Source organism: Micromonospora trifolii, assembly GCF_022229005.1.
Classification (GTDB): domain Bacteria; phylum Actinomycetota; class Actinomycetes; order Mycobacteriales; family Micromonosporaceae; genus Micromonospora; species Micromonospora trifolii.
On the sequence record NZ_JAKKFD010000023.1, the window covers coordinates 153,846 to 168,635 of the forward strand.

Sequence of the window (14,790 nt, forward strand, 5' to 3'; positions counted from 1 at the left end):
AAGAGGGCACTATTCACGTTCACACCTTCCTGTCCGTATTGCGGACCTATCGTGGCGTTTGGTAGCCGGCGAACACGTCGAGCCCCCCGCGCCCGAATCGGCGCGTGGTCACGTCACGCACGCAGGAAGGTAGGCACCGTTGATGTCCACGTACCGAGAGGGAGACGGCGCGACCCGACCCAGACGGCGGTCCCGATGGTTTATCGCCAGCGGCTTGCTGGCGGGGAGCCTGGTCGTGGGAGCGGCCGGAGCGGCCGCCGCCGCCGACCGCGCCCTCACCCTCCCCGGTCTGGCCCGGCTGACCCCGGCGGCCGACGACGACCGGCGCGACGGCGACCGACAGGCCCCACGACCCGGCCAGGACGACGCGGAGCGGGCCCGCCCGGCCACCCCGGGCACCGGCAAGCGGGGCGTGGTGTCGGTGCCGTGCGACGCCGCGAAGCTGGTGGCCGCGCTGGTCACCGCCAACGCCGAGGGCGGCGGCGAACTCCGCCTCGCGCCCAAGTGCCGCTACACCCTCACCGAGGCGTTCCACGAGACCGACCAGTACGACGGCGGGATCCGCGACGCCCGGGAGGCCGCCGACGCGGCGGAGACCCCCGGCGACGCCGAAGCGCCGCCGCACAACCCGGCCGACGACACCGCTGGCCTGCCGGTGATCTACCAGCCGATCACGATCGACGGTGCGGGCGCCACCATCGCCCGGGCCGCCCAGGCCGCCTCGTTCCGCTTCTTCACAGTCCGCGACGGCGGCGAGCTGACCCTGCGCGACGTGGAACTGCACAACGGCCGCTCTGCCATCGAGGGCGGCAGCGTGCACGTGGTGCACGGCGCCACCGCCGTGGTGGAACGGGTCACCGTCACGCAGAGCACCTCGCTGTCTCCCGAGGGGGGCGGCGGCGGCATCTTCAACGACGGCAACATGGTGGTCACCGACTCCACGTTCGTCGGCAACAGCGCCTCCGGCGCCGCGGGCAAGGGCGGGGGCCTGCTCAACGGTGGCGTGCTGACGCTGAAGCGCTCGGAGTTCCACCGCAACAGCGCCAACGCCTACGGCGGCGGGCTGGGCAACTACCGCGGTGCCGCCGACGTGGAGAGTGTCTCCTTCACGCAGAACAGCGCCGGCCAGGGTGGCGGGCTGGCCAGCTTCTCGGCCCGGACGAAGGTCTCCGACACCGAGTTGCTGAACAACACCGCGCAGGTCGGCGGCGGCGCCGCCAACTCCGACGCGGTGCTGGTGATGCGCACGATGACCATCCGCGGCAACACGTCCACACTCAATGGCGGCGGCGTCTCGACAGTCAAGGGCCTGACGCCGATCGACGACAGCGTGATCGACGGCAACACCACGCACGGCCTCGGGGCCGGCATCTACGCCGAGAAGGCGAACCTGCTGGTGCGCGGCAGCGACGTGACACGTAACGAGGCAGTCGGTGCCGCGTCCCAGGGCGGCGGCATCTACGCCAGCGCGGGCTCGGTGGCGATCTACACCAGCAAGATCACCCACAACGCGTCCACGGTGAAGCCCGGCGGCATCTTCGGCATGCACGCCCAGGTCAAGATCGACGATGAGAGCGTGGTGGTCGAGAACGAGCCGACCAACTGCGAGGGCAGCCAGGTGCCGATCGCGCACTGCTTCCGCTGAGCCTCGACCCGCGCCTCATCCCGAGCGCATCCATCCTGAGTGCACCGCCCGCCCGGACGACCGTCCGGGCGGGCGGTGCTCCGTCGTCACCTGACGTCCTGCCCCCCGGCTGCGCCGATCTTGCAGCTTCCGTTGTCGATATGGGCTTATACGCCCCTTGTGTCGGGGCAGTAAGTGCAAGATCGCGGAGCAGTGCCGGTTCGGGCTCGGCGATCGTGGAGTTGTGGTGCCTGGTTCGGCGACTTGCAGGCGCTTTGTCGCCCGCCACGACTCCGTGATCGGCGAGGCAATGCCGGCTGACGAGCGGCCGTTCCGGCTAAGGCAACGGCATTGACCTGCTCTTCATCACCGGACGCCGGCGTCAACCCACTGCGCGCAGCCGGCCGGAGAGGTCGCCGGCGAAGAAGTCGAGGAAGCCGTCCGGGTCGGGGCCGGCGTTCTGCAGGACGATGTGGTCGAAGCCGGCCTCGACGTACGACCGGACCTTGGCGACGTGCGGTTCCGGGTCCGGGCCGATGGCGAAGAGCTGCCGGATGTGCTTCTCCTCGACGTACGCGCTGGCCGCGTCGAAGTTGACCGGGTTCGGCAGTTCGCTCATCACCTTCCAGCCGGTGACCATCCATCGGCTCGTCTGCAACACCGCCTGCACCGCCTGTTGCTCGTCGGTGGCCCAGGCCAGGGGCACCTCGGCGTAGCGCGGGCCCGAACCCTGGGCGCGGCGGTAGTGCTCGACGATCGACGCGTCCGGCTCGGTGGCGAACAGGCCGTCGCCCAACTCGGCGGCGAGCCGCGCCGACACCTCACCGCTGGCCGCCACCGCGATCACGGGCAGGGTTTCCGGCAGATCGAAGACCCGGGCGTCCTCCAGTTGCAGGTGCCGGCCCTCGTACGACTGGTAGCCGCCCTGCCAGAGCAGTCGGATGATCTCCAGCGCCTCGCGCAGTCGCTCGTGTCGGCCCCGCACGCTGGGGAAGCCCTGCCCGACCACGTGCTCGTTGAGCCGTTCGCCGGCGCCCACCCCGAGGGTGAACCGGCCGTCGGAGATCAGCGCCATGGTCGCCGCGGCCTGCGCGATGATCGCCGGGTGGTAGCGGACGGTCGGACAGGTGACCCCGGTGGCCAGGCGCAGCGTGCTGGTCTTGGCCGCGATGGCGCCGAGCACGCTCCAGGTGAACGACGAGTGTCCCTGTGCGTCCAGCCACGGGTGGAAGTGGTCGCTCATCTCGACGAAGTCGAAGCCCGCCCGCTCGGCCAGGACGGCCTGTCGGATGATCTCCTGCGGGCCGTATCCCTCCGCGGCCAACTTGTAGCCGATCTGCATGCCCACGCTCCCGATGCCGTTCGCTGACTGGAGGCAGGGGCCGTTCCCGGCCTTGGCGCTGGCAAACGCCCTCGACCCGCAAACCAGCCTCCTAGGATGCCTCAGGCGGTGTGTGGCGCGCGACGTCAGACACGAAGGACCACCCGCAGCCGCGGAACTCGTCACCGCAGAAGCAGATCGACCACGCCCGCCAGGTCCTCCTCGCCACCGCCCTCGGCCAGGCGGCGGCGCATCAGGTCGAAGTAGGGGATGAGCAGTTCGGGGCTCACGCCCTGCTGCTCGGCGGTGCGCAGAAAGGTCGGTGTGCCGGCCACCTGCATGGCGAGAGGGGAGACGACCCCCGTGGTGTAGTCCCCGCTGCACAGCTGGTCGGCGGTCTGGTGAACCGCCGGGATCATCGCGACGAGCCAGTCGGCGAGCAGTGGGGCGAGCGCCGCCGGGTCGATGTCCTCCCGACGGATAAGGGCGAAGGCGTGCGCGGTCCCGGCGAACATCCCGTACATGGCGCTGAGGAGAGCCACGTCGTGCAGGGCAGCGAAGCCCGCGTCCTCGCCGACGTAGGTGGTGCCGGCCGGGACGCCCAGCGTCTCCTGGTGCCGTTCGAACAGCCCTCGCGAGCCGCTGTAGAAGACGTAGCCGCCGGCCTCCGGGGCGCCGACCATCGGCGGGACGGCCATGATTCCACCGTCCAGATAGCGTGCGCCGTGTCGGCGGGCCCATGCCGCGCGGGCGCGGGCCTGGGCAGGGGTGCTGGTGGTCAGGTTGACCAGGTCCCTGCCTGCCACGTCCACACCGGCCAGCACCTCGTCGACCGAGGTGTCGTCCAACAGGCAGATCACGACCAGGGTGCTCGCCGCGACCGCCTGGGCGGCGCTGCCAGCGACCCGTGCGCCTTCGGGCGCGAGCGCCGCGGCGCGGCCCGGGGTGCGGTTCCAGACGGTGAGCGGGTAGCCGGCGGCAAGCCAGGCGCGGGCCAGCGCGGCACCCATCGCGCCGAGTCCCAGCACCGTGACGGAGGGCTTCTCCACAGTGTTCGGTTCCATGCCGATTAGGCTGGTCATCGACCCCCAGGCGATCAAGTACGCACTTCGGAGTGCGTGGTTACCCAGGGGTGGGTGAGCACGTCGAAGGGGTGGGCATGGCGACGTTGAACCGGCCGGGCACCGCGGACGGCCACACCTGCGGTATCGACACCGCGATGGAGGTCATCGGCGGCAAGTGGAAGGTGCTGATCCTCTGGGCGCTCCACGAGCACCCATTGCGTCGCTTCGGCGAGCTGCGTCGACTGCTTCCGGGGATCACCGAGAAGGTGCTGGCCTCCCACCTACGGGAGATGGAGGCGGACGGCGTCGTGCACCGCGCCTCCTACGACGAGGTGCCGCCCCGCGTCGAGTATTCGTTGACCGAGGACGGCACCCGCCTCAACGACGCCCTCGAGCCGCTGGCCGCCTGGGGCCGCGACCGGTCGACAGTTCGACGGTTGGGGGAGGAGACGGGCTAGTGCCCCTGGGCGACCTCGTCGAAACCGCGCCGGCCCGTGCCCCACCGCGGGGCACGGGCCGGGATACGTCTGTCGTCTACTTGGAAGGCTCGGGCAGCTTGCAGTCGACCTTCGGGTTGGCGCCGATGTAGTTCAACGGCCCGGCCACGATGGTGACCAGGATGGTGCCAGCCTCGGCGCAGTTGGTGTCGTCGCCGCTGTAATAACCGCGCTGGCCACCGGCGATGGCGCCGATCACCAACCAGATCACGACGATGACTCCGAGAATCGAGGTGCCGCGCATCGCTGCCTCCTGAGGTATGTGGTGGATCTGAGGTGCAGCCGTTGTACCCAATCGGGTCGCGCGGCTAACTGTCGCGTGCTACGACCCCCGCCGGGTCCCCCATCCGGCCGATGCCGTCCGCCGTTGTGTACCGCCCGGGCATCCGCCGCCCGCATCGGGTAGCGCCTGTCGGCTATCGGATCGACGACCGACCTCGCCGTCATCAGGGTGAGTGGACGTAGAACTGCCTCACGGCCCCGCCGAGGAGGACTCATGGACGCCCCGACACCGCCCCTGTACATCGACCGCCCCGAGGACGTCGCGGTCGCGGCCCGCGCGCTTGCTGGCGGCGCGATCGTCGCGGCGGCGTTCGCCAACTTCTACGTCATCGTGACGCGTCCCGACGCGGCCACCGTACACCGGGTCAACCTGGCCAAGGGCCGACCGGTCCACCAGGTCGGCAGCATCACCACAGCGATCGGCCGGATTCCCGGGATGTTCGACTGGACGCGGATCTCGCCGCGGTTGCCGGTCGGTCGGGTGCGGGCGCTGATGGACGCCCTCTACGGGGCCGGGCCGTTCGGCTTCCGCGGGCCGGCGGCGGACCGGCTCCCCGAGCACCTCACCCAGATCGACCAGGGGATGCGGACCACCCAGGTGATCGCACCGGGGCTGACCTGCCCGTCCAACGCGTTCTTCGAGCGGGCGCTCGCCGAGACCGGAACGGATCACCTCTACATCACCTCGGCGAACCGGTCCCGGCATCTCACCGGCGCGGCGGAGGAACCGGCGCACTGGAAGGCGGGCGCCCTCGCCGCGGACTTCGCCCACCTCGACGATCTGGTGGTGCTGGTCCACCGGGACGAGGCCGCGGCCCGCGCCGCGTACCCGGGCTACCTCACCACCTCGGTCACCCTGCTCTCGTTCCACGCGCCGGAGGGTGACCTCGAAGAACCGCCAGTGCTCACCGTGGACCGGCACGGATCGCTGCACCTGGACGACGTCCGCCGCGCCGCCGCGCCGCTCGGCCTTCAGGTGCGCCTGGCCGGAGGGGCCCGGGATCGACTGCAGGTCCGGGGGTACGCCGGGGCACTGGTGTGAGCGGCTACCGCATCGGCCTGGTGGTGCCCAGTTCCAACACCACGATGGAGACCGAGATACCGGCGATGCTGCGCCGACGCGAGACCGTCGATCCGACGGTCCGTTTCACCACCCACGCCAGTCGGGTACGGCTGCGTCAGGTGACCGCCGACGAGTTGGCCCGGATGAACCGCTCCGCCCTGCGGTGTGCCGCCGAGCTGGCCGACGCCCGCTGCGACGTGCTCGCGTACGCCTGTCTGGTGGCGGTGATGTGCGAGGGCGCCGGCGCGCACGAGCGGGCCGAGCGGCGGTTGGGTCGCGCGGCCGGTCGCGCCGGGCATGACATGCCGGTGGTGACCAGTGCCGGCGCGCTGGTCGCCGGGCTGCGGGCGTTGGGTGCCCGCCGGGTGGCAGTGATCGCGCCGTACCTGCCGCCGTTGACCGCGACCGTCGTCGCCTACCTCGCCGCGTACGGCGTGCAGGTGACCGACGCGGTGAGCCTCTGCGAGCCGGACAACGTGGCGGTCGGGCGCATCCCCGCGGAGCGTCTGGTCGAGCTGGCCGGTCGTCTGGATGTGACCGGCGTGGACGCGGTGGTCCTCTCCGCCTGTGTGCAGTTGCCGTCGTTGGCGGCGGTGCCGCAGGTGGAGGCCCTTCTCGGTCGCCCGGTGCTCACCGCGGCGACGGCGACGGTGCATCAACTGCTCACCGGTCTGGGTGTCGAGCCGTACGTGCCCGACGCCGGCCGGTTGCTGGCCGGCCCGATTCCGCGCTGAGTGGTGGGGTGGCTCAGTGCGGCGGTGAGGGCTTCTCCGGCGGCTTGCCGTGGCTGCGCCGGAAGTCCGCGTAGGCCACGCCGATGAGCACCAGCAGCCCACCGAGGGAGGCGAACACCGGCGGCAGGTACAGCAGGCCGGGGGCGATGGTCAGCAGCGCCAGCACCCCGCCGGGTCGGGACCAGGACACCCTGCTGAACACCTCGTACTCGAACGAGGCCCGGCCGGCCAGGAACAGCGCCGGGCCGCCGAGGATCACCGCCAGCCAGGCCGGCGGCGTCCGCCCGGTCGGCTCGTGCAGCACCAGGTGGAAGCCGGCCGCCGTGGTGACCACGCCGGCGATCATCAACAGATGGGTGTACGGGGCGCTGAACAGGAACTTGCTGGGCGACCGGGCCGCCTGGATGGCCGTGGGCAGCAGCTCGCCGGACTTGTGCACGTAGATCCGCCAGAGCAGAAGCGTGGTCAGGAACGCCACAGCGAAGGCCCCGATGTTCTCGGCCTCGTTGTGCTCCAGGCTGAACATGGTGCCGATCGTCAGGATGGCGTCGCCGAGCGCGATGATGAAGAACTGCTGGTAGCGCTCGGAGAGATGCTCCGCTGTGACATTGCGCTGCTTCTCGGGCACCACCCCGAGCCCGGGCACCGGGTACGCGAGGCGGAAGCCGACGTAGTCGATGGCGAGCGCGATGGCCCAGCACGCGATCCGGGCGTCCCCGCTGACGAATGCGCCGATGAGCCACGGGATCGCCGACACCGCGAACCAGATGAAGATGCGGGCGGCCCGACGTTGGGTCTGCGGTTCGCGGCGTACCGCCGGCATCAGGAACAGTCCACGCCCCAGGTGGATTGCCACGTAGGTGCCGGCGAAGACGAGCCCCCGGTCGTTGAACGCCTCCGGGATCGCCGTCGTCATCAGCAGCGCGCCGAACATGACGGCGCTGATCAGCAGCTTGATCTCGGTGCGTTCCGGGTTGTACAGGTCGGTGACCAGCGTGGTGATCGTCCACGTCCACCAGACGGCGGCCAACATGATCAGTGCCTCGGCGGCTCGGTGCCAGTCGAGCTGCTCGACCATTCCCCGTGAGATGAGCGCCAGCGCGACCACGTACACCAGGTCGAAGAAGAGTTCGAGGAGGGTGACCCGGCGTGGGGCCTCCGGGTCGCGCACCGGCGGGCCGCTGGCCCGTGGCGATCCGGGCTCCGGCGCGGCGAGGTGCACGGGATCTCCTGCGGGACCGCTCGACTCGACGGACCTGTCCGGTCCACCTGCACGGACGGTATCGAGCGGGCAAGCGCGAGATCCCGCGTTCGCCCGCTCGTCCCTCAACCGGGTTGTGCCGGGTGGCTATCCCGCTTGCGGGGCTGTCGACGGAACCTCGCCGCCACGGGGGGCGGCGAGGGCGTCGACGAGGCGGCGGGCCGACCCGGCCAGGTTCCACAGTTGGGCGAGCTCGAGCAGCCGGTCCGGGTCGACCGGCGCGCTCGGCAGCGCTGTGGGCAGCTCCGGCAGGGGCACGTCCAGGGCGACCCGGACGACCGTCGGCGCGACGCCCAGGTAGTCGCGTGCCGCGACCAGCTTGGCGCGCAGGCCCGGTGCGAAGGACGAGTCGGAGTCGTCGAGCGCGGCCAGGATGCCGGCGATGCTGCCGTACCGCTCGATGAGCCGGGCGGCGGTCTTGTCGCCGACGCCGGCCACCCCGGGCAACCCGTCACTCGGATCGCCGCGCAGCGCGGCGAAGTCGGCGTACCTGTCGGCCGGCACGCCGTAGCGGGCCCGCACGGCGGCGTCGTCGCAGTCGTCGAGCTTGGCGACGCCGCGCCCGACGTAGAGCAGCCGGACCGGTCGGGCGTCGTCGACGAGTTGGAACAGGTCCCGGTCTCCGGAGACCACCTCGACCGGGCCCGGCTGGGTCACCGAGAGGGTGCCGAGCACGTCGTCCGCCTCGTAGCCGGTCGCGCCGACCGCGGTGATGCCCACCGCCGCGAGGACCTCCAGGATCATCGGCACCTGTGGGGAGAGGGTGTCCGGGACGATCTCGCCACCCTGCGGGGCGACCCGGTGCGCCTTGTACGACGGCAGCAGGTCGACCCGCCACGCCGGGCGCCAGTCGTAGTCGAGCGCGCAGATCATCCGGTCGGCGCCCCGCACCCGGATCAGGGTGGCGAGCATGTCGAGGAAGCCACGCACCGCGTTGACCGGTGTGCCGTCCTCGGCCTTGGCGACGGACTCCGGAATGCCGAAGTAGGCGCGGAAGTAGAGGCTGGCTGCGTCGATCAGCAGGATCGGGGGTCGGTGTGCCACGCCGGACAGCCTGGCACAACCGTCCGACGATCTGGCGTACGCCCGGCCGCCGGTGGTGTCAGCGTCGCTCGTCGGGTCGGTAGACGGTGTCCCGTCGGGCCAGGTGCTGCACGACGTAGCTGGTCACCAGCAGCAGGATGGCGACCACCACCTCGACCCAGGCCGCGACGCCGTCGGCGACGGTGACGCCGATGATCAGCAGGACCAGGCCGACGAGTGCGAGGACCCCGGCCCACAGTTGGCGGCGACGGCGTGTTGCCACCCGATTCGCCTCGTTGCCTGCCACGTCGGTCCTCCCGGTCAGGTCGCCCGCGCGGGCGTCCCGATCCCAGGCTAGGGGGCCGCGGGGACGCGCGGGGCCGGAAGACGTAGGCGGAGCACCTGCCGGCCGGTGTGCCGAAGTCGTGACGAGCTGGGCAAGGTGGCGACGCACCGTCGATGTCGTCAGCGAACGGAACCGGTAGGCGGCGGGGTGTGAAATCGCCGTTGTGACAGAGAAGAGGAATTCTCTGTCACGCCGCTGATGTCGTTCGGGTCCGAGACAGCGTGCCGCTGACGGTGCGTCCCAGCCAGGGTGCCCCGGTCACCACCTGGGGCGGTGCGGCCAGGCCGCTGCAGCATCTCCCCAGCGGTTCACCCGCGACGGCCTATGTTATCGCTTCTGTCATTAATCCATCACCTTCAGTGACGGCTCTTTTGTCTTTGCCGATGGAAGGCTGTCGATGGCCGTCCGACCCGCTGTGCCAGCCGTCGAGGGCCGAGCCGCCCACCACGGGCAGATATTCCGTCGTTCTTCTTCAGAAGAGGTGTCACATCATGCGGGATGGATTCGCGGATCGAACCAACGACGAGTTCCTGCAAGAGGTGCTGAGCAAGGTCAACGAACTGCGGGCGCGGCACGGATCGTCGTTGCTCACCCTCGACCTGGAGCTCGTGGAGTACTCGAAGTCGCGGGCGTCCTTCATGGCCGAGAAGGACAATCTCACCCACGAGGGTCTGCGGTCGGGCACCGGTGAGAACGGGTCGTGGGCGGGCGCTTCGACTGGCCCGACGGCAGGCTCCGGAACCGCTGCCGTCGACTCCTGGTACAGCGAGATCAGCAACTACGACTTCGCCACGGGAGAGGCCATCGACTCCACGAAGGCCATCGGGCACTTCACCCAGCTGGTGTGGAAGAACACCACGAAGCTGGGCGTGGGGCGGGTCGCCGGCCAGGGCACGAAATGGTGGGAGACCTACATCGTGGCCAACTTCTCGCCGCCCGGAAACATGGGGGGTCAGTACGTGATGAACGTGGCGCCCGCGAGCTGACACACCGACCCCTCGCGGTGGGCGTACCGGCGGTGACCGGTGCGCCCCCTGGGCTGCCCCCGAACCACCATCAGGGCCGAGGCGACGGGGCATGCCCGCCCCCGGCCCGTTTCGTCGACGTGCATGTCGTCGTCCCCTGCTCGCCAAGCCGGCGCGTTCCAACCTGGAACGGACTATAGTCGGAGCGGGAGCGACGGAGGTAGCCGGTGCGGCGAGAGGATCTTGCTGATGCGGACTGCGGCATCGCGCAGGCGCTCGGCGTACTGGGGGACTGGTGGACGTTCCTCATCGTGCGGGACGTCGCCGGCGGGACGACCCGCTTCGACGCGCTGCAACGCGAGCTGGGCGTCAGCCGGCGGGCGCTGACCGAGCGCCTCGCCGCCCTGGTCGAGCACGGTGTGCTGGAGCGCCGGCCGTACTCACGACACCCGCCGCGCTACGACTACCTGCTTACCGGCAAGGGCGAAGGGCTGCTGCCGGTGCTGATCGCCCTACAGGACTGGGGGACGAGGCATCTGATGGGTGACGGTGAGCTGACCGCGACGGCCGACGCCGGGTCTGCCGAGGCGCGCCGGGCGCACGACCTGATCGGGCGGCGGTTGCCCGAGGCCGTGTTGCCGGGCCCCGACGGTCAGCCGGTGTCGGTGGCCGCGACGGGCGCCTGGAGCGTCCTCTATCTCTTCCCCGGGGCGTACGCGCCGGGAACGCAGGACTATCCGCCGGCCTGGTCGGAGATCCCCGGTGCCCGGGGCTGCACCCTCGAGTCGACCACCTACGCCAAGCGGCACCCGGACTTCCAGGCCGCCGGGGTGCGGGTGTACGGCATCAGCACTCAACGGCCCGACCAGCTCGCCGACTTCGCCGCGTACGCCGGACTGCCGTTTCCCCTGCTGTCCGACCAGGACGGCCGGTTGGCCGCCGGGCTGCTGCTGCCCGTCTTCCGCGCCGGTGGGATGACCCGGTTCAAGCGGCTGACGCTGCTGGTCGACCCGCAGGCGGTGGTCCGAGCCGTGCAGTTCCCGGTCTCCGACCCAGCGGGGTCGGTGGACGAGATGCTCACCCTGGTCCGCGCGCACCAGGTGTGAGCCCTCCGCCTGGGTAGCTGTCCCGGGCAGTCCCGTCGCGCCCCCGAGGTTGGCCCTCAGTCGGTTGCCGTGTGCCGCAGTGCGGCGAGCAATCCGTCGAGCGCCGGCTGGCCCAGCGATGTCTGTCGCACCGCCGCCTGGATCGCCCGTACCGGTTCCGGGTTGCGGATCTTGCGTATCACGACGCCGGGGTGCCGGTTGGTCAGCCCTAACTCCGGAATCAGACTGACGCCCAGGCCTGCGGCGACAAAGCCCTGCGCGGTGGCGTAATCCTCGCTCCGCGCCACCACGTTCGGCTGGAAGCCGGCCGCAGCGCAGCCGTCGAGGATGACATCGAGGCAAGGGCCGGGACACTCGCTGCCGACCCACGGCTCATCAGCCAGATCGATCAGGTCGACGACCCGCTTCGAGGCGAGCCGGTGCCCCTTGGGTAGGGCGGCGCGATAGGGGTCGTCGAGCAGGTGGACCAGGTGGACGCCCTCCGGTGGCCGATCCGCGGATCTGACCACGATGGCCAGGTCGATCCGGCCCTGCGTCACCGCCGGCAGCGGGTCGGCGGGGTCGGTCATCCTGAGGTCGACCCGGACGCCCGGGTACGCCTGCCGGAGCCGAGCGAGCGCGGGTGCCATCAGGGTGGCTCCAGCGGTGGCAAAGTAGCCGATCGCCAGCCGCCCGGTACGCCCGGCCCGCAGATCGGCCAGCGCCGTCTCCGCCTCGGCCAGTTGCTTGCCGATGATGGCCGCGTGTTCGGTGAGCAGGCGTCCGGCAGCCGTCGGCCGTACGCCTCGGCCGACGCGCTCCAACAGCGCGATCCCGGCCTCCTTTTCGAGCGCCGCCACCTGCTGGCTGACCGCGGACGGGGTGTACCCGAGATCCGCCGCCGCTGCGGTCACCGAGCCCGTGGCAACCACCGCGCGGAGGACCTGCATGCGGCGTACGTCAATCATGTAGCTGAGCTTAACGGTCTCTGAAGAACCTTTCACTTGTCCTGTCGAGTCCACTCCGGCAGCGTTCATGTCGATTCGACCGGGAGGCAAGAAGTGAGCATTGGCGGACGTGGCGCGTTGGGACGGATGGCCGTGCTCGCGCTGCTGTGGGGCTCCGGCTTTCTCTGGATCAAGCTGGCTCTGAACAACGGTCTGACCCCCCTCCAGATCACCTTCGCGCGCTCCGCGCTCGGCGCGGCGGTCCTGCTGGGCCTGGCCTGGTCCGCACGCCAGCGAGTGCCCCGGGACCGGACGACCTGGTGTCATCTCGTCGTAGCCGCCTTCTTCTGCAACGCCCTGCCGTTCTTCCTCTTCAGCCTCGGCGAGCAGACCGTCGACTCCGGGCTGGCCGGCGTGCTGAACGCGACCACGCCGCTGTGGTCTCTGCTGATCGGCATCGGGATCGGGGCAGAACGTGGCCTGGGCCCGGTCCGCCTGGGCGGGCTGTTGCTCGGCTTCGCCGGTACCTTGCTGATCTTTGCCCCCTGGCATGCGGCCGGGCTGCTGAGCTGGGGCACTCTTGCCCTACTCGGCGCGGCGGCGAGCTACGCCATCGCCTTCGCCTACATGGCCCGAAAGCTCACCGGGAGGGGCACCGCCCCGATCGCCCTCGCCGCGGCCCAGCTCCTCACCGCCACCGCGCTGAGCGCGCTGGCCTTGCCAGCCGGCGGGATGACACCGCCGGAATTCAATCCGACGGCCGTGATCGCGGTCGCCCTTCTCGGCATCCTCAGCACCGGATTCACCTTCTACCTCAGTTACCGGCTGATCGCGGACGAGGGGGCGACCAGCGCCGCCACCGTCGGGTACCTGCTGCCGGTCGTCTCAGTGGCGCTGGGGGCGATCGTGCTCGACGAGCACATCGGTCTGCGCGTCATCGCGGGGATGGTCGTCGTGATCCTCGGTGTCGCGATGACCCGGCGACAGCAGCCGCCGCGATCGGTCAGCAAGGATGCCGCGACACCCGTCACCCATACCGCCCCCACCAGCAAGGTTGCTGCCGGATGACGGCGGTGCCGCGAACCCGACCACCGGATGAACGGATCATGCAACCCAACTCCCCGTGGCGAAACTCCGACTTCCGCGCCCTGTTCACCGCGACGAGCCTCAGCCAACTCGGCACCAACGTCGGGTACGTCGCCGTCCCGCTCATCGCGGTGTCTGCCCTCGACGCCCGTCCCGGCCAGGTCGGGGCACTGGCCACCCTGAGCACCGCCGCCTTCCTCCTCATCGGTCTTCCCGCCGGGGCCTGGGTGGACCGGATGCGCCATCGGCGCGTACTGATCACCGCTGACCTGGCCCGAGCCGCGCTGTTCGCCCTCATCCCGCTGGCCTGGTGGTGGGACGCCCTCACGCTCTGGCAGTTGTACCTGGTCGTCTTGTTGAACGGCTGCGCCACCGTCTTCAGCGATGTCGGCGCGCAGAGCGTGTTGCCGCGAATCGTCGGCCGTGACGGCCTGGTCCAGGCGAACGCCGCCGTGGTGAGCCTGATAGCGGTCGGCAACATAGCCGGGCGGGGCGCGGGCGGGGCGCTGGTCCAGCTACTCAGCGCGCCCGTGGCGGTGGCGTGCGCGGCCGTGGGCTACCTCGCCTCGGCCCTTCGGCTCACCGCCATTCGCCGTACCCCGGCGTCGGCCGGGACGGGGCAAGCGACCCGGTTGAGCACACAGATCGCCGAAGGGCTGCAGCACGTCTTCAACAACCCGGAACTACGGGCCCTCGCGCTCACCGCAACCCTGTCCAACCTCGGCTCGCAGATCATCAATACCATGCTTCCGGTGCTGTTCATCCGGGAACTCGGCCTCCCGGCCGGCGCGCTGGGCCTGTTCTGGGCGGTGGGCGGGGCCGGCCTGCTGCTGGGATCCCGCTGCGCTCGCCCCATCGCCGGACGGCTCGGCTACGGCCGCGCGCTCGGTCTCGTCGGCCTGTGCCTGGCTCCCGCCGGACTGCTCGTACCGCTCATCGACCGGGGCCCCTGGTTATGGCTCGCCGGGACCGGATGGCTGCTTGCCCTGTTCAAGACGGGCATGGACAACGTACTCGGCGTCAGCCTGCGACAGCGGATGACACCGGACTCCCTCCTCGGCCGGATGAACGCCACCTTCCGCTTCCTGCTCACCGGCGCACTCGCGATCGGCGCCGCCGTGGCCGGACTGATCGGCGAGTTGGCCACCGCGCACGCCGCGCTCTGGGTAGGTGGTGCCGTGCTGACGGTGGCCTTCCTGCCCGTGTTTCTCTCGCCCCTTCGCACCCGCCGCGACTTGCCAGAATCGCCGGCGGGCAAGGACGACGACGGCGCCGATCAGCGAACCGGGTCCCTGGCGTTGGGGCAGCAACCCGGGCGCGGGGCCGGTTGAGGAAGGGCCTCTTGTTGACGTACGTACGTCAACAAGAGGCCCTTCCTGAACCCTTACGTCAGGCCGGGAGCGTCCAGCGCTGGTTGGCGCCGGCGAAGCAGTCCCAGATCTGCAACCGGGTGCCGTCGGCGGAGCTGTTGTCGCTGGCGTGCCGGAACGTG

Annotated in this window: 15 protein-coding genes; 8 read left to right on the top strand and 7 right to left on the bottom strand. The window is 70.6% G+C overall.

Translation table 11 applies throughout. The features are described from left to right. The first annotated feature begins 142 nt into the window (after nucleotides 1-142). On the top strand, nucleotides 143-1,645 hold the full coding sequence (locus NIE79_RS16330; protein WP_238679411.1) for a right-handed parallel beta-helix repeat-containing protein: 1,503 nt from the start codon (nucleotides 143-145) through the stop codon (nucleotides 1,643-1,645). A 361-nt stretch (nucleotides 1,646-2,006) separates the two neighbouring features. Here the strand turns inward: NIE79_RS16330 and NIE79_RS16335 are convergent, their stop codons facing one another. Further along, nucleotides 2,007-2,966, bottom strand: coding sequence for a TIGR03557 family F420-dependent LLM class oxidoreductase (locus NIE79_RS16335; protein WP_238679412.1), 960 nt, complete (start codon nucleotides 2,964-2,966; stop codon nucleotides 2,007-2,009). A gap of 161 nt (nucleotides 2,967-3,127) precedes the next feature. Then, nucleotides 3,128-4,009 carry an NAD(P)-dependent oxidoreductase gene (locus NIE79_RS16340; RefSeq protein ID WP_238679413.1) on the bottom strand — a complete coding sequence of 294 codons (882 nt, stop codon included), beginning with the start codon at nucleotides 4,007-4,009 and terminating at the stop codon, nucleotides 3,128-3,130. 95 nt (nucleotides 4,010-4,104) lie between these two features. Between NIE79_RS16340 and NIE79_RS16345 the strand changes: the two genes are divergently transcribed. Next, nucleotides 4,105-4,467, top strand: a complete 363-nt coding sequence (locus tag NIE79_RS16345) for a winged helix-turn-helix transcriptional regulator (RefSeq protein ID WP_238679414.1) — start codon at nucleotides 4,105-4,107, stop codon at nucleotides 4,465-4,467. Nucleotides 4,468-4,543: 76 nt separating this feature from the next. Here the strand turns inward: NIE79_RS16345 and NIE79_RS16350 are convergent, their stop codons facing one another. After that, nucleotides 4,544-4,750, bottom strand: a complete 207-nt coding sequence (locus NIE79_RS16350; RefSeq protein WP_007460667.1) for a hypothetical protein — start codon at nucleotides 4,748-4,750, stop codon at nucleotides 4,544-4,546. 252 nt (nucleotides 4,751-5,002) lie between these two features. On the opposite strand from NIE79_RS16350, the gene NIE79_RS16355 reads away from it, so the two are divergent. After that, a complete protein-coding gene (locus NIE79_RS16355) occupies nucleotides 5,003-5,830 on the top strand; it encodes a hypothetical protein (protein WP_238679415.1) in 828 nt (275 codons plus the stop codon). Beyond that, nucleotides 5,827-6,585 carry a maleate cis-trans isomerase family protein gene (locus NIE79_RS16360; RefSeq protein ID WP_238679416.1) on the top strand — a complete coding sequence of 253 codons (759 nt, stop codon included), beginning with the start codon at nucleotides 5,827-5,829 and terminating at the stop codon, nucleotides 6,583-6,585. The genes NIE79_RS16355 and NIE79_RS16360 overlap by 4 nt, the downstream gene beginning before the upstream one ends. A 13-nt stretch (nucleotides 6,586-6,598) precedes the next feature. Here the strand turns inward: NIE79_RS16360 and NIE79_RS16365 are convergent, their stop codons facing one another. The 3 genes from NIE79_RS16365 to NIE79_RS16375 form a co-directional block, all read right to left on the bottom strand. Beyond that, nucleotides 6,599-7,807, bottom strand: coding sequence for a low temperature requirement protein A (locus NIE79_RS16365; protein ID WP_238679417.1), 1,209 nt, complete (start codon nucleotides 7,805-7,807; stop codon nucleotides 6,599-6,601). 126 nt (nucleotides 7,808-7,933) lie between these two features. Next, nucleotides 7,934-8,890: a 5'-3' exonuclease gene (locus NIE79_RS16370; RefSeq protein WP_238679418.1), complete on the bottom strand. Its 957-nt coding sequence runs from the start codon at nucleotides 8,888-8,890 to the stop codon at nucleotides 7,934-7,936. 58 nt (nucleotides 8,891-8,948) lie between these two features. Next, on the bottom strand, nucleotides 8,949-9,152 hold the full coding sequence (locus NIE79_RS16375) for a hypothetical protein (RefSeq protein WP_238679419.1): 204 nt from the start codon (nucleotides 9,150-9,152) through the stop codon (nucleotides 8,949-8,951). A gap of 554 nt (nucleotides 9,153-9,706) precedes the next feature. Here NIE79_RS16375 and NIE79_RS16380 point away from each other — a divergent pair. Then, nucleotides 9,707-10,201: a CAP family protein gene (locus NIE79_RS16380; protein WP_238679420.1), complete on the top strand. Its 495-nt coding sequence runs from the start codon at nucleotides 9,707-9,709 to the stop codon at nucleotides 10,199-10,201. Between the two features lie 206 nt (nucleotides 10,202-10,407). Further along, nucleotides 10,408-11,286: a winged helix-turn-helix transcriptional regulator gene (locus tag NIE79_RS16385; RefSeq protein WP_238679421.1), complete on the top strand. Its 879-nt coding sequence runs from the start codon at nucleotides 10,408-10,410 to the stop codon at nucleotides 11,284-11,286. Nucleotides 11,287-11,342: 56 nt separating this feature from the next. On the opposite strand, the gene NIE79_RS16390 is transcribed toward NIE79_RS16385, so the two are convergent. After that, nucleotides 11,343-12,233: a LysR family transcriptional regulator gene (locus NIE79_RS16390; protein WP_238679422.1), complete on the bottom strand. Its 891-nt coding sequence runs from the start codon at nucleotides 12,231-12,233 to the stop codon at nucleotides 11,343-11,345. A gap of 36 nt (nucleotides 12,234-12,269) precedes the next feature. On the opposite strand from NIE79_RS16390, the gene NIE79_RS16395 reads away from it, so the two are divergent. Together NIE79_RS16395 and NIE79_RS16400 are read left to right on the top strand one after the other, a co-directional pair. Continuing rightward, nucleotides 12,270-13,280: a DMT family transporter gene (locus NIE79_RS16395; RefSeq protein ID WP_238679423.1), complete on the top strand. Its 1,011-nt coding sequence runs from the start codon at nucleotides 12,270-12,272 to the stop codon at nucleotides 13,278-13,280. 38 nt (nucleotides 13,281-13,318) lie between these two features. Beyond that, nucleotides 13,319-14,629, top strand: coding sequence for an MFS transporter (locus tag NIE79_RS16400; RefSeq protein WP_238679424.1), 1,311 nt, complete (start codon nucleotides 13,319-13,321; stop codon nucleotides 14,627-14,629). Nucleotides 14,630-14,790 lie beyond the last annotated feature (161 nt).